Here is a 20,990-nt window from a genome sequence, read left to right as displayed (position 1 = left end):
CATCCATCTTGGAATAAAACCCGCCCTGGTGCGCTTCCATGGAGAGGCGTGGCGGGTCTGCTAGAAGCTGCATGTCCCTTCCCAGGAGGAGATCCCGCGAGCCTTTGAAGCTTCAGGTACAAGGAATGACATGCTGCCGGTGTTAGGGCACCTCCGGCTGGCCCAGCAGATTGACCCCTGCTGCGGGTCCGTAATGAGCGATGAGCAAACGATATCCGATTACCGGAGAACGCAAGTCCGGGTCCGCTGAAACCAGCATGCGCCACCTGAAGGGCAAGGAAATCATCGAATAACGGTGCTCAGGGAGAACATTCGGAAATTTATCGGCGTCGAATGGCGTTCATGCTGTTGGCATGTCGAATATCACTCCCGAAACGGACATCACGGAGCCGCCGCGCTGGCCGCCGGTGGAGCAGGGCATTCCCGCGGTGTCGGAGCACGAATTGCTGGCGACGCAGCGTGAGATGCTGATCGCGCTGGAGCAGGGGGTGGGCGAATCGCCGGACGTATGGGTTCGTCACTACCAGCCGGTCATTCGTCGCTATGCCCGCTGGATACATCTGTTGCCGGCCTCGCGCGAACATCATCATTACGGCGCAGGCGGATTGCTGCGGCACGGCCTCGAGGCGGCCCTGGCGGCGGCCGGGCTTTACGACCGCCGGGTGGTTGGGCTGGAAGTGCCTTCCGCTGACCGCAAGCGTTACCAGCAGGGCATGCGATGGGCGGCGGTTATCGGGGCGATGCTGCACGATTGCGCGAAGCCCTTGACGGACGTTGATGTGGTGGGCGACCGCTCGGGCGATCTTTGGAATCCGGTCAAGGGCAGCCTGATTGCGTGGCTCGAGGCCGGGAAGGAACAGCGGTACCGCTTGCGCTGGCGGTCTGGGCGAGAGGATCGTCACAAGCTGGGCGCCACTGTCATGTTGCCCAGGCTGACGGGCGCGGATGAACTGGCCTGGCTGTGCGAAACCTGCGGGCAGGACGTGCTGCTGCAGCTGGTGGATGCCGTGACAAACGGCGTATCAGCCGGATTATTGTCGGAAACGATCCTTGAAGCCGATCGCGTCTCGGTGGCGCAGGACCTTGCCCGCCGAGGGCAGATGAACGAAGACCACCGGATACCGGGCGTCGCGGCCGAGTCGCACATCCTGGATGCCGCGCGGAGTCTGCTGCGTACCGGAGAATGGAAACCCGGCGGCAAGGTGTGCCTGCGTACCCATGACGATCATGTGCTTCTGGCCTGGCCCAAGGCCTTTCGCGATATCGGCAACTGGCTGTCGAATCACCGGATACCGGGCGTCATGCGTCAGCCGGACGCCATTCTCAATGTGCTTCTGGACACGGGTGCGGCCAAGGCAGGACCTGACGAGGCGCCTACCTGGCGGTATCGGTTGCCGGAAGGATTGACCATCGCGGGCGTCCGGCTCAAGCCGGGCGCGCTGGAAGTGGAAGGTGAACGCGTTGCCGGCGAATGGCTGGACGACGAGAAGCCCGCAGGCGCGGCGGTCGAGTCTACCGAGCAGACGGCTGACGAAGCCCGCGAACCTACCGCCCCGAATACGCCGGCGCCTCACCCGATAGCACAGGTGCCGGAGGCCAAAAGCTTTCGCGAACGCGTACTGGAATGTCCGGCGGCGGAAGCCGTATTCGGAGACCTTGCCAGCGGCGCGAAGGCTTCAACGCTCCTGGTGTTTGCCGAGAACGCTGTCTATCTGCGCTATCCGGAAGCTTTTACCGGTTACGGAATGACGCCGCTGCAGGTCGCCAAGGATCTGGTCGAAGGAGGCCTTGCCGAATCCGAAGGCAAGAAAATCGCACACGACATCGAGGGCGGCAAGGGCGTGCGTCTGTCCGGCTTCGGTCCCGTGTACGCGCGTAGTGCAGCCCGTGACTGGCTGGAAGAATGGATAGGCCATCAAACGGAGGATGTTCGGGACATCAAGGAGCAACGCTACGTTCCGGTTGCCTTGTTCGAGTCCTGGGGGCGTTTGTTCGAAGGCGAGGGCGCCATCGTCGACTGGCTGGAATCCGAAGGCTTGATCGTGACGGGCGTGCTGGATAACGGCAAGCAGAAGGACAAGCGCTACGCGCGTCTTCAATCATCCGCGAAAGTGAAAAAAACATGAACAACGACACGCTGAGTTACGAACCGCCGTTCCGGGCACCCTATGAATACAAGGCGGCCGTCGGCTGGGTGGCCTCCGGGTTGGGCACGTTGGGCATGACGGTGGCAACCGGCCTACCTGCCACGCTGGGGCTGAGCATTGCCTGCGGGTCGTTCGGCATGGCCGGATACCGATACTGGAAGGGACGCCCTTTCGAAATCGCGAGAAACCGCCTCAAGCAGGTCGACTCGCTATGGTTCATGCCAAGATCGCGGGCCAACCAATGGTACGCCTGGGCGAGGGCGCAGCACTCGACGTGGCTGGGCGAAGGGTTCGAGATCACGCCGACGACGGCCGAAAAGATCCGCTTCGTGGCCGCCAGGGGCCTGGGCGAAACGCTGAATCTCAAACAACGCGATGGGCGCGAAAGCGCCGGGTGGGTACAGCAGATCGAAGCGCCGAAGCCGATCCTGCTGAACGACCGCATGATGGACGGGCATGTGCTCATCGTGGGCTCGACGGGCAAGGGCAAGACCCGGCTGTTCGACCATTTTCTGACGCAGGCGATCCTGCGCGGAGAACCCGTCATCGCGCTCGACCCGAAGGGCGACCATGACCTCGAAGACCTCATGCGCGATACCTATGCGAGATTGGGAGTACCCGAGAAGTTCGCGGCATTCCGGGCATCCCGCCCGGAAACTTCGGTGCGTCTTGACCCGCTGGCGAACTGGAGCCGCACGACGGAGGTGGCCTCGCGCGTTGCCGCGCTGGTCGAGGCGGACGGCACATTCAAGGCCTTCGTCTGGCGAGTGCTGAACAACCTGGTGCAGGGCGAGCTGCTGGCGGGCCGCAAACCCAACCTGATGTCCCTGCGCCGACTGGTGGAAATGGGTTCTGCGGGCCTGGTGCTCGAGGTGCTCAAGTCCTGGTGCGCCCAATACGCTCAGCCCGAGGAATACATGGGCTACGTGAACAATGCGAAGACCAAGACCGGCATGGAGGTGCAGGGATACATCGAATTTTACGAGCGCGTGTTGAGCAAACGCCAGGGCAAGGGCAGCGGGCATTCCCCGGAAATCGACGGCTTGATCCAGGACTTCAATCACGACAAGGAGCATTTCAGCAAGATGGTGGTGTCGCTGACGCCGATCCTCACCATGCTGACCACGCCGCCGCTGGATGATTTGCTGTCGCCCGTAGTGACGCCGGGCGATACCCGCGAGATCACCACAATCGACAAGATCGTGAAGCAGGGACGCGGACTCTATGTGTCGTTGTCCTCGATGTCGGACCCCATTATCGGCGCAGCGATCGGCTCGATTCTGTTGGCCGACACGACGGCGCTTGCCGGTGAGCGTTACGACAGCGGGGACATCGGTCCGACGGTCAACCTTCTGGCGGACGAAGTGGCCGAGATCAGCAACGAGCAGCTGACGCAGCTGCTCAACAAGGGACGCGGCGCGAAATTCAGGACGCTGATCGCGACGCAGACTTTGGCGGACCTGGTGGTTCGTCTGGGCGGGGAACCGGAAGCCCTGCAGCAGATCGGCAACCTCAACAACGTCATCATTCTGGGCTTGCAGGACCCGAAGACGGCCGAGATGCTGGCCAAGGCGCTGCCGCGATATCAGGCGCGTTCGGTCAAGCGCAGCTTCTCGCAGTCGATACAGCCGACGCCCGGGGATGCCTGGGGCGGCGGCTACAGCGAAGGGCTGGAGCAGCAGGAGGTGGAGCTTGTGACGCCGGACCTGTTGATGCGCCTGCCGCCGCTGCACTACATCGCGCGTTTTGCGGATGGGCGGATCGTCAAGGCCCGTTTTCCCATCGTGGGTGAGGACAGGCGCTGATGGCCGGCGGCGGGAACAAGGGCGGCGGCTTCGACCGCAAACGCAAGCTGGTGGGCATCTGGGTGGTGTCCTGGATCGCCATCGTGCTGTTCTCACCGCTGCCGTGGCTGGAAGCATTGCAGCACGCGCAGGAAAGCGCCACCGGCAGCGAGCTGGGTCTCGGCACGGTGGCATTTTTCGATCATATGGCGTTGCACGCCACCCGTGCGATCTATGCGTCCACGGGGCTGGCGAACGTCTACCAGCAGGCGACCGGGTTTTTCCGTGAGCGTCTTGAGTCCGGCTACATGGGTCTTTATCTCTTCATGTGGCGGCTGTTTTTTTTCATGGGCGTGGCGATCTTGTTTTCGCCGGTGCTGGCCGGAGCGCTGTTCGACGGCATGATCGCGCGTCGGATATTGCAGTGGCGGTACGAATACACCTCGACGGCCCGGCATACGATGGCGCGCAGCACGGTGCTGTGGGCAATCGACCTTGCCCTGCTGTTGGTGGCGCTGCCGATCCCGTTGCCGCCCGCGGTCGTCATAAGCGGTTATCTGCTGGTGGCGGTCAGTCTCAGGTGGTGGGCGGCGTCGATGCAGAAGCGGATTTGAATCGGTAATTTGAATGCTTGGGAGCAGGCGATGAAGAAAATCGAATTGACAGGAAAGAAGATTATTTCAGGGTATCGCGACGGGCAGAAATTCCGTCCATCGGCCTGGTCGGAAATGCTGAGCGACATGGCCGCCGAATACGACGAACTGCACCATCTGATTTATGCGGACTACCTGCAACCCGCCTATCTCGAAGGCTACGGCCACTGCGTCGAGGTGGATTTCGACGCGATGCGCGCCGACCGCGATTACGTTTACAAGCAAGTGATTGAGTTTATCGTCAGCAATCACCTGGAGGTCTATACCTTGGACGGCGAGCGCGTGTATTACGAGATGGAAGGAACGGCAAACGCTGCAGCTTGATGCTAACCGCGTGTTTTAATCTGCAGCAATCCTGAATCTCCCCACTGTTAACAGGCTGTTGAAAAAGTCCTGTAAACCCGGAAGATTGGTTTTGTATTGTTGAGTGAGGGTTGTGGCCGATGCGCGGTGCCGACATACATCAGGATGGGCTGTTCAGCACGGTCAGCCCGGAGCAACGGGTGCCGAAGGACCATCCTCTGCGCCCGATCCGGCGGATGGTCGATCAAGCGCTCAAAGAACTCGACGCTGACTTCGATGCGCTGTATGCCCATATGGGCCGTGACTCGATCCCGCCGGAGAAGCTGCTGCGCGCGCAACTGTTGATGGCGTTCTACACCATCCGCAGCGAACGCCTGTTGGTCGAACAGATCGACTACAACCTGCTGTTTCGCTGGTTTGTGGGCTTTTCCATGGACGATCCGGTCTGGCACCACTCCACGTTTACCAAGAACCGTGACCGCCTGCTTGCAGGCGATGTGGCCCGCACCTTCTTCGCCCGGGTGCTGGATCAGGCCCGTGCGGCCGATCTGCTGTCTAGCGAACACTTCAGCGTCGATGGCACGTTGATCGAAGCGCTGGCCTCGCACAAGAGCTACCGGCCCCGGGACGAGGACGCGCCGCCGAGCGGTGGCGGGCGCAATCCCACGGTGGACTTTCGCGGGCAGAAGCGGTGTCGGGAAACGCACGTCTCCAGGACCGACCCGGATGCCTTGCTGTATCGCAAGAGCGAAGGCACGACCGCCAAGCTCAGCTACCTCGGACACCTGCTGATGGAAAACCGCCACGGCCTGATCGTCGAGTCGCAGACGAGCCAGGCCACCGGCACGGCCGAGCGCGAGGCCGGTGTCGAGCTTGTCGACGCGCTCGGCGGGAGCCACCGGATCACGCTGGGCGCGGACAAGAACTATGACACGCAAGGCTTTGTGGCGGCGATGCGTGGACGAAACGTCACGCCGCATGTGGCTCAGAACACGGCCGGGCGCCGCTCGGCCATCGACGGGCGCACCATCGGCCATCCCGGTTACCGAACCAGCCTGACGATCCGCAAGCGGATCGAAGAATGCTTCGGTTGGCTCAAGACCATTGCGGGTCTGCGCAAAAGTCGGTTTGTCGGACGCGAGAAACTGGATTTCCAGTTTGTGCTCAGCGCGGCGGCCTACAACCTGGTGCGGATGCGCAATCTGGGACTGGCAGCATGTTGAAGGCACACATCAAGGGATCGGTGCGCCCAGAGATCGGGATTTGGGCTGTTTTCGGGAAAAATCAGGCCCCAGATCCGAAGGGGCACGTCGCCAATGGACCCTGATCAACATGATAACCGCTAAATCGGGGGAATTTTCAACAGCCTGTTAAAAAAGGTGACAGACGCGGCAATAAATCCCAATGGAACATTTATGTAAGGCAACCACGAACAAATCCGCTTGGTTTTGCGGGTTTCATTTTCTAGCCGGGTTAAGTCCCATTGCTGAATCTCTTCTAGCGTGATTTTATGGTATAGGCCTAGCATAAAGGTCAATCTCCTAGATCGTATTTCGACGGCTTCGTAGTCGTATCGACGATAGTTTCGCCACGAATAACCACCCGCAATCCAGCCAGCTTGCCGAAAACGGATGAGACTTCCTGAATGAGTTCTGCGACATCCGGCGCTTCTTGCTGAATGCGGTTCCAGGCCGCCTTGCGGCTGGTGCGTTGTTCGGGTAACCGGGGCAGGCGGCCGGGCAATCGCTCCAGGGACGCCCTGGCGGAAGTTTTGTCGCCGGTTAAGGCCTTGGCCGCATCCAGATGTTTTCGCGCGTGTTCGGAAAGCATGGCCGGGCCTTCGGCTAAATGGCCCTATGACGCTCAAGCCAAAGCGCGGCGGTATGCCGCACGTCGGCAGAAAAATCGCGCTCCAGGACCCATTCGAGCCGCATCCTGTTTACCCTCGAACGCGCTTGCGCAACACGGCATTGTCGGCGTCGGCCAGGGCTTCGGCCTCGCTCTTGCGTTCGGGCGAACGCGGCAGCAAGCCGCCTTTTTCGGCCCTATCGGAGCGGACGACGTTTTCGCCGGCAGGGGTGAATTCGGGCACGACGTACAGGGTGCCGCAGCGCTGGCATGAGAACGTCCGCTGCCAAACGGCTTCGCGTTTCGGCCAGACCTTGAGGTTGTAACGGATACCGAGAACGAACGCGGCGATCACGATGGACGCGATGACGGAGGCCGGTATACCGATAGCGGCATAAAGGATGCGCTGCTGCTCGGCATGCGAGACATGCTGAGGATTGATATGAAACAGCGACACGATGGCATGGGCTGAGGCCCATAAGCCGAACACCTCGAACACCCAGCCGACGATCAGTGTGAAGAAAACGGCCTGCATCAAGCTGCGCAGCACGCGAAACCGCCAGGGCGGCCGAGTCGCGGCGGAAAGCACGCTCTGGCTGGTGCCCCACGAGTAACCTGCGTGGACGAACACGGCGGGGAATGAGAAGGCCAGGGTGAAAGGTATGGCGACCCATTTGAAGACCATGGCGACGAGCGACCAGGGCATATGATTGAAAAAGAGCGCGGCGCCGGCGCCGACGCTCTTGGTCTTGGTATTTGAGAGGCCGGACGCCCAGGTAAGCGCGAGGCGCTTGGCCTGATGGCTGTGGCAGTTGGGGCATTCGAAATCCACGGTAAAATCCTCCGATAAAAGATGTTCTGATTATCAGGATAATGGTTTTCGAGAAAACGCAAGCTGCAAAGGCCCTGGTTGTGGAATTACCCCCGCGCATGCGGGGAAGACGTAGTGCGCACTGTCACGGAAAACAGCCGAACGGGTTTACCCCCGCTCACGCGGGGAAGACGGGCGAGATGGCGCGCAAGTGCTGCTGTCCTGCAGTTTACCCCCGCTCGCGTGGGGAAGACCGCCGGTTTTGCCACCGAACGCGACGGTGAAAGGGTTTACCCCCGCTCGCGCGGGGAAGACCGCGAAACGATGGAGATCGCGCAAGCCGGGCGGGGTTTACCCCCGCTCGCGCGGGGAAGACACCGTCAGACAAAGAGTCCGTACAGATGGATCAGGTTTACCCCCGCTCGCGCGGGGAAGACAGGCGCAGGGGTGAAATTCATCTAATCCATTGAAGGTTTACCCCCGCTCGCGCGGGGAAGACGACAAAGGCGAAGGCCGCCGCGCCAAACGGTTTACCCCCGCGCATGCGGGGAAGACGCACCCGCGAATGTGATCGCCGCGCGCGAGATGGGTTTACCCCCGCGCATGCGGGGAAGACCAATGCCTGCCAGACCGCACCGGATATCTGAAAGGTTTACCCCCGCGCATGCGGGGAAGACGGCCATCTGGGCCAGCGCGAGCGCGACGCACTCGAGGTTTACCCCCGCGCATGCGGGGAAGACCCTGGGCAACCTCCGAGTAAGCCAAAAGATCCGGGTTTACCCCCGCGCATGCGGGGAATACCTGACCTATCTCGCATTTTGGGTAGTGATGGCGGGTTTACCCCCGCTCGCGCGGGGAAGACCTCGGCTTCGGCCGGCGAATGTGCTGCACGGGGGGTTTACCCCCGCTCGCGCGGGGAAGACTCTAATTGTTAAAGAACTGAAAAACAAAGCAAATATTCAAGCGGCTTCTTTGCGTTGCTTCTTCTTTTTGCCTTTTCGATCGCCGATTAGATCGAGAATGGCGCCGGACACCAATCTACGCTCGGCGAGCGTCAAATCGAAAAGATCCACGCCTTTTGTACCGGGCCTGGGCATCAGACCAATCTCAATCCGATGACGCGACAATTTACGACGCTCCATCAGGCTCAGATGGCGAGCACCCGTCAAATCATCGCCCAGGCGCCAACCCTGGTAGGCTTCATCCTTGACGAGATCATCGTTGGCGATGGCCGCAAGATGTTCAATCGCGGCAATCACGCGAGGGGCGTTGTAGAACAGGAACCCGCCGGCTCCGGCATCGCAGAACACAATATGTTCAAGAGACCGGGTTACCCGCAGCGCGGCAATCACAGACCGCTTGTTGGGTGCCGAGAAAACCCCGGCGACAAAGGGCGGTCGCCAGCGTCCATGCACAAGGTCGAGCAAAAACGCTCGTTGGCTATGCACCTCATACACCAGGCCAGGGGTATCGACACCGCGCTTGTCATTCACCGTCTCGGCGCTTGCGAAAACGCGCATACCCGATTCATCGACAATCCATGGCGTCTTGATTTTGCCCGTGAGCGTTTTGTCCTTCGCCTTGCCTGGAAAATAATCGGCGTTGCCTTGCATCAGGGACCAACACGGCATGCAGAATGCGCCCGTATTCATGGCTACCCGTCCGTCGAAGACGCCGGAGACATTCGTGTCGCCGCAATTGGAGCATGTCACGTCAGCGCAGAGCTTCACATTATTCGGATAAGTCGCATTTTCGGTGAAGCGATGCGTGAAGTGCCGATAAATAAAATTCGTGGCGTCGCGTAATTCTTGATTCATGACTGTACTCCGTAGGTTATAAGCCGATCGGTACGGGACGGAAACCGGGCTCGGTATTCCCTCTCCAATACGGTGGGTTACACCGCACAGGCTCGCTGACGAGCGCCGTCTTCGACGCGTCCAGTAGCGGCTGAAGTGCAGCCGGAATCGGGCGCGTGAGGCGGCCATCGGGGTCGAGCAACAACCATGCGTCGTCAACGTTCTCGACAATGTCCCATTCGACTGACTCGATCTGTCCGAATCCGATCGCGTGCCCAGGCCCCAGGTAGTCGCGCACCTGCAGCAGTCTCGCTATGGCCTCCGGGTTCCCGCGCATCCTGAAAAGGATTTCCGGGGTGTTTACGAAGCGCTGCGTGAACTGCATCGCGAGCACCTGCTGGCCGAACAGATTCGAGACCTCGTAGGGCCATCTTTCTGGCGTGATGCCGCACAGGTCTTCCGCCATGGACTGCAGATGACGATCCGCTGTCATTTTCCGGAAGACCAGGCGTCGCCACGGTAGCGAGCCATGCAATCCGCGGTTGTAGTAGCCGCCGCCACAAGCCCATACGTGGTCGTCGATGCGATCCAGCACGAGGGCCATGTCCTTCATGGCCGCGTCCTCATCGCCGCCATGCATCAACACGAGGCGATCGAATACCAGTGCATCGAGCACCGACAAGGACAAGCCATTGCGGCCGATGGCGACCGGCGTTTTCAAGGTTACGCGTAGGATGGCGTTCTGCATGACAGTAACTCTCCATTGATGGTAAACAACTGCGCATCTTCAATCGCGTGCCGCCAGCGAGTGGCGACCGAGTTGTTCCACTTTCGCAGTGCGGGATGCGAGGGCTTGTGAAGATCGACGGCCAGCGCGAACGCATCGCCTTCGTCGCTATCGGGAAAAGCATCGCAAATGGCCTGCGCCCAATCGCCCGGCAGTGAGATACGGGGGTCGAGCAGGAACAGGCGCACGCAGTCATCCCCTCCGCGTATGCCGCGCCCGATACCCTGCAACAGCTTGCGCAGAACGGCGTTTGCCTGCTGCTCAACGAGGATTTTCCCCGCGATCTGTTGGGTCTGAATGCCCCGAGTCGTTATCAGGTGCTCGATCTGTCGTGTGCGCACCTTGTCGGAAACGTGAGGAATCGGCATGCGCGCGATCATGAGATCCTCGATCCACTGCCGGGAACGCCCGTCTTTTCCGATAAGGTTGAATCCCTCCCACATCGAGGGCGTGACAATCGCGCGCACATCGGGATCGTGGATTCGCCGGGCTATCTTGGCCGCGGGTTCTGGACGCAGGTGAAATACCACGCCGTCGAGCAACACAGCACCCGACGGGTCGGACGGTGCACCGGCGCGGGAGGACAACAATTCCTCGACATCCTGATACGAAGGCACCAGAACAAGCTTGCGCCGCTCAGGCTGGCAATCCAACGCACGGGATACATAGTCGAGCCAGACAGCGTTGTATTGAAGCTGCGACGGTAAGGGTTTGCCTTCGCCGATATCGCGGGGGTCGAGGAAAGGCCTTCCGACCCTGATATCCGGCAGCACGAACGACACCGTGCCGAATCGACCTGGGTTGATGGCGGTGGTGCCAATTGCCAGAGAATCGGTATCGACGCCATAGGCATAATGCACGCGGGCCAACGGATCATCTTCGGCGAGATGAGCGAGGCTGGCCGACATGAACACGATGCGGTCGAATGTCGGGCGCCGGTCTTCAAACCCCTTGCTAAGGCGGCCAAGTACACTTTTGACCTCTACGGGCTCGACACAAAACGATGGCAGCTTCTTGATGGGTGAGAAGCTCAGATACGTGATGTAGTCGCCAGACAGCTTGCCGCCGACTAGATCATCAGCGTCGGCAAAAGCCTGCCGAACCGTTTTGATCGTGTCGTTTACGCTTTCGCAGTCGGGCAGCGAGAAACGATTCAAAATACCGAGCAATGCGCTGAACTCTTTGGGCATCTGGTGCCGCAGTTCCAGCGGGGTGATGTCCTGATAGACATTTTTCGCGCCGATTTCCATCATTGCATCGGTTAGCGCTTTCGCGACATCGTGTTGTTCCTGACTTTGTTTACCGCTACGTTTTTCGCAGCGCGACAAGGCCAGTTCGGGGCGCATGCGAGTGCTGAGGAACGAACGCACGGCGTCGGGCAACCTGTCGGCTTCGTCAATGACGATCGCGCGCAGGTCCTCGCCTAAAGTGCCATTGAGCGCATGCAGATAGGTGGTGGCATGGTTGGTGATCACCAGCGTCGCCCCGGCCGCCGCCTCGACATGTCTGCGGTAGAAATAATCGTCCTGCATGGCGAAGGCTTCCGTTTCTGACGCGGGGAGATTCGCCTGCGCCTGCTTCTTCTTTTTCTGGTCCGCCGCGTCATCAATTGCAAGCAGGTCGACATCCATTTCTTTGTCGTTCAGGCGCGGCAGGTCGCCTGCAATCTCACCCCACGAGAGGAACGTGGTATCGAGCGGGTCGGTATGCTCGTTCCATCCGTTCACCCAGGCGCGAAACGCCTGCCATTCGTCGCTGGCTTGCAGCTCCGGATATTTGGAGTCGCATTCGGCAACACGCCGCCGGGAGACGAAATTGGCTCGCCCGAGCCGAATGGCGGGTATCACCCGAACGCCAGTGAGTTGCATCGCCCGCTCCAGGTCGCCGTCGTTGACGATCTGGCGCTGCAATGCACGGGTGTAGGTTGAGACACAGACACGCTCGCCCGTGTGCTTATGGTGCATAAGCAAGGCCACGAGGTAGGCCAGGGTTTTGCCGGTACCTGTCGGCGCCTCGATGAACCCGCAACTGGCAAGATGCAGGGTCAACTGTCTGCCATCCTTGGTTTGAAGGGTCTTGTCCGCCGGCAAATCGGCTGACAACACTTGGGCGATTTCCTGGGCCATTTCGGCTTGGGACTGGCGGTAGCTCAGTCCTGCAGACCTGACTGCCTGCAGGGACAGCACCTGTTTGATTTCGTTTTTCATGTCCATCACATCACCTTTGTGTATGCCCGGCTGCGATAAAGCAGCCGGGGTTTGCGCGAGGTTTAAGCTGCTTCCGAGGCGGAAGGGGCGAGGGTGAGGTCGATGCCTGGAAACCCAGCCTTGGCCGACGCATCGAACGCTTCGAGATAGCGAGCCAGGTCGCCATCGATCTCAAACACGCCGCGCTCGACCTTCACCCGTCCTGCGGGCTGCTTCTGAGGCGCCTCGAGAAGACGGTGCTGGATCACGCTGGCCTCAAGATCAACGCCGAACAGGCCGCGCCCGAGCGCGCGATGCCCGCCGATCACAGGCTCAGCCGAAAGGTGTCGAAAAGCGGCGAGCAACGCTCCGACCTTGAACTCATCCGGACGATGCAGCGACAGCTTCCAGTCACAATGAGAGCCCGCCTGGATTTCCTCCCAGCCGCGGCCCAAATGCATCAAGCCGGTGCTGTCTTTTTCTGAGTCAGCGGACTCGTCGAGCAGCTGCGTATACAGAGACATATCGTCAGGGACGAGCAGGGATTCGAGATCGGTTTCCAGCGGCTTGCGAACTTCCTTGGGAGCAACACCCCAGGCATCTTCACCGCTGTCCATTTTGGGGAATGCATTCCCGACCGACAGTTCCGCCGGCACACCCCATATACCCAGCATCGACAGGATGGGATTTTTCTCACGAATTTCCCGCTCCTGCTGCAGACGTGTGCTGGTCTTTTTGGTGTTTTCGGGCGTCTTCTTTTCACCTTTCTTCTTCTTCTTCATTTTGATGTAGCCCTTCGAAAGCACGAGCAAAGGTGCAAGATCGATGGGTTTGCCGTGCTCGGCGCTGACACCGGCAACGACCGAGACCAGCGCATGCCGGATGGCGTTGCGGAGTGTCGAGGCCGGGATATAGCGCGATGAAGCCAGAGAGTACCCCGCTCGCGGTAGGCGGCTTGGCGATTCCTCGCTGCTACCGTAGGGATCTGGCGGAGCCACCGCGATGGGCTGGCGGGCGAACAAATGACCTTCCAATGTAAACGTATGCATAACAGATACTCCAGTTTGCGTGAGACAACCCCCGCGCATTCGCGGGGAAATGGTATTCGGCCGATGACGCAGTTCACCCCCGCGCGCGCGGGGAACACGTGGTGATCGAGCGCGCCGTGCTGCCGAGTCAAGGTTCACCCCCGCGCGCGCGGGGAATACTCAAGACCAACGGGCACCTTGGTAATCTGAGTGGGTTCACCCCCGCGCGCGCGGGGAATACGCTGGCGACCGCGCAGACGCTTTTGATATGTGGAGTTCACCCCCGCGCGCGGGGAATACCCCATGGCGCGTCATTGGACCATCCTCTTTTAGCCGTTCACCCCCGCGCGCGGGGAATACCCTGTCGACACCCATGTTCAATGCCTCAGCATCAGCGTGCCGCACCCCCAGGCCTTGCCGCGGCCGATGCCGTGACCCCAGGCGTGAGCCGCTTTTGCCTCGTCCTCAATGAGGACTTGCGCGGCGACCATCACGGTACTCAGCACGTCAAGCCCGCCACGGCCGACTTTCACCGGCTCGAACTGCGCATGCTGGATGCCGTCGACCCGCATGCCGTGGCGGGCGAATATCCGGCCAAGCCATTCAGGCAATTCATGCTCGGAAATCCGTCTTTCGACGATTTTCCCGGCGGGGTTTTTCGCTCGGTGAGTGGCCGCAAGGCGGACGACCAGTGGGTAGCTATGGCCAGCCCGCAGGGGCGATGCCTCGCCCAGAGGGCGCGTGTACAAGTAGATGCCTCGTCCGGCCACTTGCCTGAAATCGAACAGGAACGGGCGGTGTGCGCAGGGCGCGCCATCAGTGGCTTTCGCCCATGCCGATTTGTGTATCGCATTGACATCGATCATGCAGTCATCCTCTATCTGGGTGCTCATAAACAGTGCGTGTTCCATCGTATCCAGTACGTGAAAAACGCAAGCCGTCATCGGCCGAATACAAGGATGAAGTAGGCGATCAAGCCGTTTTTTCCCAAATAATCCAAAATAAGGGGTCTTTTCGTGATTTCCGATGCGCTGGACGAGCGTTGATGCCCGAATCGGGACATGATCCGGGTGTGAATCTTCGTTTCGTGAGCGCGATGATCGTTGCGGTCGGCCTGATGGCCGCCGTCGGTCTGCCGACGCCCGCGTGGAGCGCTCCGGCGCCCGCGCCGCGTTGGCCGACGCCGCAATGCGTGTTGACGGTGGCCCGAGCCGACAAGATCAACCCCTGGGCATTGCTCGGAATCATGCAAACGGAAGGCGGGCGCCCAGGACAGGCGGTAAAGGACGGCAACGGCACCTACGATCTAGGTCCGATGCAGGTGAACACGCTCTGGATGCCGAAGCTGGCGCGGATAGGCATCACGCGGGCCGAGGTACAGAATGACGGCTGCATCAACCTCGCGGTGGCCGCCGCCATCCTGAAAAACTATTTGTCTCAGGCTCACGGCAATCTCGCCCGCGCGATCGGCTGGTATCACTCGCACACGCGCCGGCTGGCCGCCGGCTACCGGCTGAAAGTGGCCGCCTCGATCCGCGATCTCGCGGGCTTGCACAGCCCAAGATAGCGTGATATATATTCTGCAAACCGTCCCCGCGAACGCATCGCGGCCAATGATTCCGGCAACGCCGGACTGAATTCCCGGGCAACCGGACATCTGTACCGCGGCATTCGCCGCACTCGTTCGCGCCGAATGGCGCACTTCCTATTGGTTTTTGTGTACGCGGGATACCCGTGCGCGCGTTTTGCGCGTCTGGGGCTTTTGCGTGCGCGTCTTAAACAGGAGATACCTCATGTTCAAAGTGGAACGCAAGGCGCTGGCCGAAGCGCTCGGCCGTCTGTCCACACTGGTCAAGCGCGCGAACGTGATGCCGATACTCAGTCATGTGCTGGTAGAGGCGACGCAGGATACGCTCGTCATCACGGCGACCGATATGAAATCCTGGGCGTACGCGACACTGCCTGCCGAAGGCGGTAGCGATCCGTTCACGGCCCCGCTGGACAAACTGGCGGCTATTGCCTCCGGTGGGTTTGGCGAATACGTCGAATTCGCGCGGGGAAAAGGTGCCGAACCCAAGGTCAAGGTGACCTGCGGCCGAGGCCACTTCACGCTCTCAAGTTATAACAGCGTCGATTTTCCGCTGCCGGGAAAACAGGCTGAAGACGATGTCAGCGTCCAGATGGGCGCATCGGCGCTGCACACGGCCATAAAGTCCGCCGCCATGCACGCCGCGGAAAACGACGTGCGCACCTATCTCAACGGCGCCTATCTGCAGATCGACGGCGGAATCGCCACCTGGGTGGCTACCGACGGTCACCGTTGCCTGGTACAGAGCATGATCTACACGGGTGATGCCTCCGGGGTGAGCGGAATTATTCCGCATGCAGCCTTGACGGTATTGAGCCGTGCATTGCCGAAGAGCGACGAGACCGTTGTCGTCAAGCTGAACAAACGTCAGGCGCGTTTCGAAGTGGATGGCTTCGCCCTGACCACCATTCTCGTCGACGGCACCTACCCGGACTATCAGCGGATACTGGCGAAGGAAGTGCCTACGCCCGTCGTGGTCAATCGCGAGCAACTGCGCGAAGCCGTCGACCTGGTTGGCGGTTTTTCCGATGCGAAGTACCGCGCCGTCGCCGCCGAAGTGTCGCAGGGCAAGCTGACCCTGAAAGCGAACTCGACAGGGAACGCCGACGCCGGCCGCATCGACATCGATGCCGACTACGAAGGGGAATCGCTCACGGTCGGATTCCTGCTCGGTTATCTGCTGGATGCCATCTCGGTACTGCCCGGGGAAGAAATCCGCATTCATATCACGTCTGCGGACAGACCTATGTTGTTGACCGGGACCGAGCCGGACGTTTCGGTCACGCTGTCACAGTATCGTCTCTAAGGAGGGTCTCCCATGGAAAACCCGAACGCAGAGAATTCCTCGTCGGATTGCGTCATCGAAAAAGTCCAGCTCTTTCGCTGCGATGAATGCGGCGCGGAATACAATGAAGAAGACGAGGCCATAGAGTGCTGCCAGCCAACGATCACCGAGGGCGAATACTGGCTTTGTCCGGAGTGCGGTGAATACTGCAAGACGGAAAGCGAGGCGATCGGGCACTGCAGCGATCAGTCGTACCGCACGAAATTGGAGAGCCAGGGTCAGATCCGGCTGTTCCCATAACGTCAGTAAAACCCACTTGCCGCCCTTCGGGGCGGCGCATTTCAGGCATGGAGCGATGCCCGATATGCGAGCGCTTGACAGCGTGTGCCGTCAGGCGTAACGATCAGGTTTCACAAAGCCGCTTGCGAGCTTATCGCAAGACAACTTCCGGGAGGCATCCCGGACATTGCACCCATCTGCGGGACATCTCTCCCGCGATGGGGGTCATGATGTCCTCTCCGCTACGCGGATGGGACATGAAATTTTCCAATGGGAGTAGCGGCCCAGAGGAGAACTATCATGACCATGATCAAAGACCGTGAAAATCCCATCGTTGCTGCGTTCTTCAACCTGTATTCGCGTGACCGTCGTTCCCCCCGTGTATACGGGGATGAGAGTCGCGACCGTCGTGTGCGGCCACTTGCGGTTTTGAAAGCGCGTTTCGATGCCCTGTATGCCAAAGACCCGGATCTGGCGGAAGCCAAGGTCTGGGAGGCCGCCGACAGGATCGGATTGTCCAGCGAGGAAGTTCACGGATTCCTTGCGGGGTATCGGTACAACTGATACCTCTCACACAGTCAAAGAGCCCGCACAAAGCGGGCTCTTTGTTTTCGCTTAGCCACTCACTGCTTAACAGCAGGAGAATTCTTTGAGGTTAAAGACAAGACACGGCGTCGCTAAGACGCCGTGCTTCTTGATTCAAGCGACACCTAGATGTCGTTTTCTTCGCAGAATGTCTGCACTTCCGGATCTTCGAAAATCGCCTCCAGCAGTCGGTCGTGCTTTTCGGCGAGTTCCGGGTTCTCCTTGCGGAGCTGCTCGTGCCGGCGGGTGAGCACTCGGCTGCGCACTTCGGGGCGCTTGCGATAGCTGACAAAATCAATGGTGTTTTCGGTGTTCACGGTAACCCTCCTGGGTGTCTGTTTGTTGAGAGATGCCATCATCCTAGCACGCCTTCCTGGGCATGCCAGAATGGTGAAGTTTCCCAAGGATCGACGGCCTTCTCCGTCGAACAACGCCAACTTTAATCAACTTTAATCAATAGGAGGAAATTCAAGATGAAGCACGCCCTGAGACTGATGTCTCTCGGGCTGTGGGGAGCGGTTGTGCTCGGGATGAAGCACCTGGCTGCAGGTGGTAACCCGACGCCCTGGGATATCGGGGCAACCGCGCTCGCGGCGGGCGTGTCGTTTGTCTTGCTTTTCCTTTCGAAATAGAATGGAGCAGACCATGCACGCCCGCCAACAGCCCTTGAGCACGAACATGAATGAAATACACACCAAAGCACGCCATGCGATCGCATGGATTTTGGTGGCCGCAACTTTCTCGGCCGTATTCGTTTCCATGTTCATGAGCGGAGCCGTGAGTTTTTGGCTTCCGACAGGCACAGGCATCATCAGCGGCCTGCTGATGATGGTCCTGTATTTCGTGGAAAAACACTCGCGGCGGTAATCCACCGTCGCGGGTGACTCCGCCGCCATCACTGCGGCTGTCACGCTATCCCATCGACTTTAGGCGCCAGCCAAACCGTATCCGTGCGTCCGCCCGCATACGCTTTGGTTTCAACGTCAGCCGGCGCGCAGCCCGGCCTATCCCTTAAAAACTACAGAAGTAAAAACTACAGAAGTCTCGTCATAAAAGACTGAGGTAATCCGGGTGGTCACACCCGCATTTAACCCGTCTGCGGGGAATCCCCCCGCAGACGGGGGGGTCCGTCCGCTGCCGCTGACGGAAAACCACTCTTTTTGGATGTAGCGGCCCAAAAGGAGACAACATGTACAACGAAAGTTTGAAAGATTTCAAAAAGTTTCTGGAAAATGGAAGCGACGAGCAACTTCTGAAAGCTATAGAAGCGTCAAGAAAGCTTGCTGTGCTATACCCAGAAGAAGAAAGAAGATATAAGCAGATGATAGAGCAAATACAGGAAGAAATAGCAGCCAGGCAAGAAGCCCGGAAATAACGACTTGATTATCAGGGTGGTTTCAAACCACCTTGATATTCCTTTCGTTCATCTTTTCTTTCAGCTTGATAAGTCGATCCACTTCATCAAACTGGAATCTTGCAAGTGCGGCGAATGTCTTGGCGTGAAGTGGATCTTTTATGACGAATTTTGCGCGTCTTGCCAGAATCTCCATTCTCATCTCAAAGGGTATATCGAATTTTTTGAACGCTTGGTCGAGTTCGTCGTCATCTAACTGATGCGGCGCCTGCATCATTTTTTCGTATTGTGAAAGCGCTTGTTCCATTTCATTCCTCCTGAATGATTGCTTTGTATAGGATCATATAAGGTTTTCCGCATTAGCAAGCATCCCCAGATCTCTGTAAGCATAAGGCCAAACCGTATCCGTGCGTCCGCCCGCATACGCTTTGGTTTCAACGTCAGCCGGCGCGCAGCCCGGCCTATCCCTTAAAAACCACAGGAGCCTCGTCATGAAAGACTGGGACGATCCGCTTGCGCCCGCAGTCAGGCGCGAGCCTGATAACGCGGGCGCGCAAAACATTATCGGGTCCGCCGAAGATGAACGCGAGAGCCAACCCGTCAAGGCCGATGACAAGCGTGTTGTAAACGGCTTGACCGACATCAACCAGCTCGCGCCGTTCAAGTACCCCTGGGCGTGGAACTACTTCCTCAACGCCAACAAGAACCACTGGACGCCGCTCGACATCAACATGGCCTCCGACGTGCACGACTACTTCCACAAGCTCACCCTGGAAGAACGCCACGTCTACGAGAACGTGCTCGCCTACCTGACCACCTCCGACATCCTGGCCATGCGCAACATCGGCCTCGCGGTGATGGAAAAGATGTCCGCGCCCGAGCTGCAGATCTACCAGGCCCGCCAGGTCTACGAGGAATCCCTGCACACCTGGACCTACCAGCACTGCATCGAAACCATCGGCCTCGACCAGGGCGAGATCTACAACCGCTACCGCGTGGTCCCCGAGATCCACGCCAAGATCCGCATCGCCAACCGCCGGCTCGACTCCGTCCTGCGTCCCGACATCGACCTCAAGGACCGCGACGAACTGATGAACTTCCTCATGGCGTACATCTTCTTCGCCGCCGTGTTCGAAGGCAGCTGGTTCTACAACGGCTTCACCCCCATCTTCGCCCTGCAACGCCGCGGCCTGATGAAGGGCACCGCCGAACAGCTGCAATACATCATGCGCGACGAAGTCATGCACGCCAGCTTCGGCATCCGCGTGGCCAAGCAGATCATGCTGGAGGAAAACATCCGCCCCGATCCCAAGGCCATCCGCGAGATGTGGGACGAGGCCGAGGCCGCCGAAAGCGGCTACGCCCGCTACCTCCTGCCCGACCCGATCCTTGGCTACACCGCCGAGATGCACAGCGACCAGTTCCGCTTCGTCGCCAACCGCCGCGCCAAGCAGCTCGGCCTCGAAGAGCCTTTCCCGGGCGCGGAGAACGCGATCGAGTGGCTGGACGAGCAGGCGAACCTGCGCAAGGAGAAAAATTTCTTCGAGACGCGCGTCACCGAATATCAGACCGGCGGCGCATTAAGCTGGGACTGATACCTCCACCTTCCTCCCGCCGGCATCAGCCGGCGGTCTTCTGAACCGCTTTTCGAAGCGAAGCAGAAGACCGGAGTCTCCGCCTCCCCTCAATCGCGGAGCAATCGAGAGGAAACCCCAATGAGCATTATTGCCGAACTCGCGGCGGCCCTGGGCGGCGCGCGCGTGCAGGATTCCTGCGCGTGTCGAACGCCTGACGCCACGCATCATTTTTGGTCGATCTTCGGCGGCAAAACCGCCTACCTGATCGAACGCAAAGGACGGTTCGTGACCTGGGAAATCAGAGACGAGCCGATGTCGGTCGTGTACCGGCAGTTCATCGGAAAAGACAGCAACCCCAAAGGAGTGGTGAAACACCATGTCATTCAATCATCCGCTGATGAAAAAACTCAAAGGCCGAATCAGCGTCGCCCTTGATGGTCAGGTGCTGGAACTCGTTGACCCGGAAGACGGATTGACTGGAGAAGCGCATCACAAGCGCCGTCTGCAGTTTCTCGTAAGGTCGGACAGGCTACTGGCTTTTCGCCGGTTGCCGCCCCGATCCGTGGGCGATTTCAATCCGGGCGAAGGCGTCAGCGCAATCTGGTGGGAACCGGGTCTTCAGGCCGCGGAGAAACTGGGGCCTGACTATCGGGAACTGGTGACGGCCTGGTGGCGCTCACGTCTGCCTGACGAAGAAACCTTCAACTCGGCCCTGGTGCGCCAGGCGTATCTGATCGATGTGGCCGCCTGGACGCCGCAAGGCGATGAAGTGATCTACGACGCCGCGTGCGACCAATACATGTTTCGCGTGCCGTGGGTCAGCCGACAGTTGAAGGTCAATACGCTGCGCGCCGCACGCATGATCTATCACCACGATGGCGCGACCGCGCCTTAAGGTTTTTCACCCCATTTCGACCGGGGCATAGGTCGAATAAACGATCAGCGGGACGCCGCTGAACATCAGCCTCACCATGGGAGG

The 20,990-nt window shown here is 59.6% G+C and carries 24 protein-coding genes; 15 read left to right on the top strand and 9 right to left on the bottom strand.

Features of this window, described 5'->3' with window-relative positions; genetic code table 11:
• Nucleotides 1-353 precede the first annotated feature (353 nt).
• The 5 genes from mobH (at nt 354) to THPRO_RS10405 (ending at nt 6,110) form a co-directional block, all read left to right on the top strand.
• On the top strand, nt 354-2,126 hold the full coding sequence (mobH, locus tag THPRO_RS10425) for a MobH family relaxase (protein WP_038093649.1): 1,773 nt from the start codon (nt 354-356) through the stop codon (nt 2,124-2,126).
• Nucleotides 2,123-3,952: a conjugative transfer system coupling protein TraD gene (gene traD / locus THPRO_RS10420; protein WP_052064705.1), complete on the top strand. Its 1,830-nt coding sequence runs from the start codon at nt 2,123-2,125 to the stop codon at nt 3,950-3,952. Before mobH ends, traD begins: the two co-directional genes overlap by 4 nt.
• Nucleotides 3,952-4,545 (top strand): DUF4400 domain-containing protein, encoded by a 594-nt coding sequence (locus THPRO_RS10415; protein WP_065089612.1) that lies wholly within the window; start codon nt 3,952-3,954, stop codon nt 4,543-4,545. Before traD ends, THPRO_RS10415 begins: the two co-directional genes overlap by 1 nt.
• Before the next feature lie 30 nt (nt 4,546-4,575).
• On the top strand, nt 4,576-4,908 hold the full coding sequence (locus THPRO_RS10410) for a DUF3579 domain-containing protein (protein WP_038093660.1): 333 nt from the start codon (nt 4,576-4,578) through the stop codon (nt 4,906-4,908).
• 119 nt (nt 4,909-5,027) lie between these two features.
• Complete coding sequence (locus THPRO_RS10405; protein ID WP_038094256.1) at nt 5,028-6,110, top strand: IS5 family transposase; 1,083 nt, start codon at nt 5,028-5,030, stop codon at nt 6,108-6,110.
• 310 nt (nt 6,111-6,420) lie between these two features.
• On the opposite strand, the gene THPRO_RS10400 is transcribed toward THPRO_RS10405, so the two are convergent.
• From THPRO_RS10400 to THPRO_RS10370, 7 genes are all read right to left on the bottom strand, one after another.
• Nucleotides 6,421-6,717 carry a hypothetical protein gene (locus THPRO_RS10400; protein ID WP_065089611.1) on the bottom strand — a complete coding sequence of 99 codons (297 nt, stop codon included), beginning with the start codon at nt 6,715-6,717 and terminating at the stop codon, nt 6,421-6,423.
• Nucleotides 6,718-6,826: 109 nt separating this feature from the next.
• On the bottom strand, nt 6,827-7,567 hold the full coding sequence (locus tag THPRO_RS10395) for a hypothetical protein (RefSeq protein WP_038094123.1): 741 nt from the start codon (nt 7,565-7,567) through the stop codon (nt 6,827-6,829).
• Nucleotides 7,568-8,505: 938 nt separating this feature from the next.
• Entirely contained in the window at nt 8,506-9,363 is an 858-nt protein-coding gene (locus THPRO_RS10390; protein WP_038094122.1) for a hypothetical protein, read from the bottom strand.
• 16 nt (nt 9,364-9,379) lie between these two features.
• A complete protein-coding gene (locus THPRO_RS10385) occupies nt 9,380-10,090 on the bottom strand; it encodes a hypothetical protein (RefSeq protein ID WP_145930819.1) in 711 nt (236 codons plus the stop codon).
• Nucleotides 10,066-12,342: a DEAD/DEAH box helicase gene (locus THPRO_RS10380; RefSeq protein WP_038094120.1), complete on the bottom strand. Its 2,277-nt coding sequence runs from the start codon at nt 12,340-12,342 to the stop codon at nt 10,066-10,068. Before THPRO_RS10380 ends, THPRO_RS10385 begins: the two co-directional genes overlap by 25 nt.
• Nucleotides 12,343-12,398: 56 nt before the next feature.
• On the bottom strand, nt 12,399-13,364 hold the full coding sequence (locus THPRO_RS10375; RefSeq protein WP_065089609.1) for a hypothetical protein: 966 nt from the start codon (nt 13,362-13,364) through the stop codon (nt 12,399-12,401).
• Nucleotides 13,365-13,720: 356 nt separating this feature from the next.
• Nucleotides 13,721-14,209 (bottom strand): type I-E CRISPR-associated protein Cas6/Cse3/CasE, encoded by a 489-nt coding sequence (locus tag THPRO_RS10370; RefSeq protein ID WP_161489967.1) that lies wholly within the window; start codon nt 14,207-14,209, stop codon nt 13,721-13,723.
• A gap of 179 nt (nt 14,210-14,388) precedes the next feature.
• Between THPRO_RS10370 and THPRO_RS10365 the strand changes: the two genes are divergently transcribed.
• From THPRO_RS10365 to THPRO_RS10350, 4 genes are all read left to right on the top strand, one after another.
• On the top strand, nt 14,389-14,910 hold the full coding sequence (locus tag THPRO_RS10365; protein WP_145930818.1) for a lytic transglycosylase domain-containing protein: 522 nt from the start codon (nt 14,389-14,391) through the stop codon (nt 14,908-14,910).
• A gap of 226 nt (nt 14,911-15,136) precedes the next feature.
• A complete protein-coding gene (gene dnaN / locus THPRO_RS10360; protein ID WP_052064739.1) occupies nt 15,137-16,237 on the top strand; it encodes a DNA polymerase III subunit beta in 1,101 nt (366 codons plus the stop codon).
• A gap of 12 nt (nt 16,238-16,249) precedes the next feature.
• Nucleotides 16,250-16,516: a hypothetical protein gene (locus THPRO_RS10355; RefSeq protein ID WP_038094118.1), complete on the top strand. Its 267-nt coding sequence runs from the start codon at nt 16,250-16,252 to the stop codon at nt 16,514-16,516.
• Nucleotides 16,517-16,795: 279 nt separating this feature from the next.
• Nucleotides 16,796-17,059, top strand: coding sequence for a hypothetical protein (locus tag THPRO_RS10350; RefSeq protein ID WP_065089608.1), 264 nt, complete (start codon nt 16,796-16,798; stop codon nt 17,057-17,059).
• Between the two features lie 146 nt (nt 17,060-17,205).
• On the opposite strand, the gene THPRO_RS10345 is transcribed toward THPRO_RS10350, so the two are convergent.
• A complete protein-coding gene (locus THPRO_RS10345; RefSeq protein WP_038094117.1) occupies nt 17,206-17,397 on the bottom strand; it encodes a hypothetical protein in 192 nt (63 codons plus the stop codon).
• A 156-nt stretch (nt 17,398-17,553) separates the two neighbouring features.
• Between THPRO_RS10345 and THPRO_RS17010 the strand changes: the two genes are divergently transcribed.
• The 3 genes from THPRO_RS17010 to THPRO_RS16730 all read left to right on the top strand — a co-directional run bounded on the left by THPRO_RS17010 (nt 17,554) and on the right by THPRO_RS16730 (nt 18,455).
• Complete coding sequence (locus THPRO_RS17010; RefSeq protein ID WP_161489966.1) at nt 17,554-17,712, top strand: hypothetical protein; 159 nt, start codon at nt 17,554-17,556, stop codon at nt 17,710-17,712.
• 1 nt (nt 17,713) lies between these two features.
• Nucleotides 17,714-17,947, top strand: coding sequence for a hypothetical protein (locus THPRO_RS10340; RefSeq protein WP_038094116.1), 234 nt, complete (start codon nt 17,714-17,716; stop codon nt 17,945-17,947).
• 322 nt (nt 17,948-18,269) lie between these two features.
• On the top strand, nt 18,270-18,455 hold the full coding sequence (locus tag THPRO_RS16730) for a hypothetical protein (RefSeq protein WP_145930817.1): 186 nt from the start codon (nt 18,270-18,272) through the stop codon (nt 18,453-18,455).
• A gap of 22 nt (nt 18,456-18,477) precedes the next feature.
• Here the strand turns inward: THPRO_RS16730 and THPRO_RS10335 are convergent, their stop codons facing one another.
• Nucleotides 18,478-18,741 carry a hypothetical protein gene (locus THPRO_RS10335; protein WP_038094115.1) on the bottom strand — a complete coding sequence of 88 codons (264 nt, stop codon included), beginning with the start codon at nt 18,739-18,741 and terminating at the stop codon, nt 18,478-18,480.
• Between the two features lie 184 nt (nt 18,742-18,925).
• Here THPRO_RS10335 and THPRO_RS10330 point away from each other — a divergent pair, with 184 nt between their 5' ends.
• The 3 genes from THPRO_RS10330 (at nt 18,926) to THPRO_RS16725 (ending at nt 20,906) form a co-directional block, all read left to right on the top strand.
• Nucleotides 18,926-20,029 (top strand): ribonucleotide-diphosphate reductase subunit beta, encoded by a 1,104-nt coding sequence (locus tag THPRO_RS10330; RefSeq protein WP_065089607.1) that lies wholly within the window; start codon nt 18,926-18,928, stop codon nt 20,027-20,029.
• A gap of 120 nt (nt 20,030-20,149) precedes the next feature.
• Complete coding sequence (locus THPRO_RS10325; RefSeq protein ID WP_038093986.1) at nt 20,150-20,446, top strand: hypothetical protein; 297 nt, start codon at nt 20,150-20,152, stop codon at nt 20,444-20,446.
• Nucleotides 20,388-20,906 (top strand): hypothetical protein, encoded by a 519-nt coding sequence (locus THPRO_RS16725; RefSeq protein WP_145930816.1) that lies wholly within the window; start codon nt 20,388-20,390, stop codon nt 20,904-20,906. The genes THPRO_RS10325 and THPRO_RS16725 overlap by 59 nt, the downstream gene beginning before the upstream one ends.
• Nucleotides 20,907-20,990: the final 84 nt, after the last annotated feature.

It is taken from the genome of Acidihalobacter prosperus (assembly GCF_000754095.2).
GTDB lineage: Bacteria > Pseudomonadota > Gammaproteobacteria > DSM-5130 > Acidihalobacteraceae > Acidihalobacter > Acidihalobacter prosperus.
This window is presented reverse-complemented; position numbering and strand designations above follow the sequence as displayed.

Coding starts and splice junctions, on each gene's coding strand:
- THPRO_RS10375 (WP_065089609.1), bottom strand. CDS start 13,364: ATGCATACGTTTACATTGGAAGGTCATTTGTTCGCCCGCCAGCCCATC.
- THPRO_RS10350 (WP_065089608.1), top strand. CDS start 16,796: ATGACCATGATCAAAGACCGTGAAAATCCCATCGTTGCTGCGTTCTTC.
- THPRO_RS10325 (WP_038093986.1), top strand. CDS start 20,150: ATGAGCATTATTGCCGAACTCGCGGCGGCCCTGGGCGGCGCGCGCGTG.
- THPRO_RS10340 (WP_038094116.1), top strand. CDS start 17,714: ATGGAGCAGACCATGCACGCCCGCCAACAGCCCTTGAGCACGAACATG.
- THPRO_RS10405 (WP_038094256.1), top strand. CDS start 5,028: ATGCGCGGTGCCGACATACATCAGGATGGGCTGTTCAGCACGGTCAGC.
- THPRO_RS10330 (WP_065089607.1), top strand. CDS start 18,926: ATGAAAGACTGGGACGATCCGCTTGCGCCCGCAGTCAGGCGCGAGCCT.
- THPRO_RS10365 (WP_145930818.1), top strand. CDS start 14,389: ATGCCCGAATCGGGACATGATCCGGGTGTGAATCTTCGTTTCGTGAGC.
- THPRO_RS10415 (WP_065089612.1), top strand. CDS start 3,952: ATGGCCGGCGGCGGGAACAAGGGCGGCGGCTTCGACCGCAAACGCAAG.
- THPRO_RS10335 (WP_038094115.1), bottom strand. CDS start 18,741: ATGGAACAAGCGCTTTCACAATACGAAAAAATGATGCAGGCGCCGCAT.
- THPRO_RS17010 (WP_161489966.1), top strand. CDS start 17,554: ATGAAGCACGCCCTGAGACTGATGTCTCTCGGGCTGTGGGGAGCGGTT.
- mobH (WP_038093649.1), top strand. CDS start 354: ATGTCGAATATCACTCCCGAAACGGACATCACGGAGCCGCCGCGCTGG.
- THPRO_RS16730 (WP_145930817.1), top strand. CDS start 18,270: ATGTACAACGAAAGTTTGAAAGATTTCAAAAAGTTTCTGGAAAATGGA.
- THPRO_RS10355 (WP_038094118.1), top strand. CDS start 16,250: ATGGAAAACCCGAACGCAGAGAATTCCTCGTCGGATTGCGTCATCGAA.
- THPRO_RS10400 (WP_065089611.1), bottom strand. CDS start 6,717: ATGCTTTCCGAACACGCGCGAAAACATCTGGATGCGGCCAAGGCCTTA.
- THPRO_RS16725 (WP_145930816.1), top strand. CDS start 20,388: ATGTCATTCAATCATCCGCTGATGAAAAAACTCAAAGGCCGAATCAGC.
- dnaN (WP_052064739.1), top strand. CDS start 15,137: ATGTTCAAAGTGGAACGCAAGGCGCTGGCCGAAGCGCTCGGCCGTCTG.
- THPRO_RS10385 (WP_145930819.1), bottom strand. CDS start 10,090: ATGCAGAACGCCATCCTACGCGTAACCTTGAAAACGCCGGTCGCCATC.
- THPRO_RS10410 (WP_038093660.1), top strand. CDS start 4,576: ATGAAGAAAATCGAATTGACAGGAAAGAAGATTATTTCAGGGTATCGC.
- THPRO_RS10370 (WP_161489967.1), bottom strand. CDS start 14,209: ATGATCGATGTCAATGCGATACACAAATCGGCATGGGCGAAAGCCACT.
- traD (WP_052064705.1), top strand. CDS start 2,123: ATGAACAACGACACGCTGAGTTACGAACCGCCGTTCCGGGCACCCTAT.
- THPRO_RS10390 (WP_038094122.1), bottom strand. CDS start 9,363: ATGAATCAAGAATTACGCGACGCCACGAATTTTATTTATCGGCACTTC.
- THPRO_RS10380 (WP_038094120.1), bottom strand. CDS start 12,342: ATGGACATGAAAAACGAAATCAAACAGGTGCTGTCCCTGCAGGCAGTC.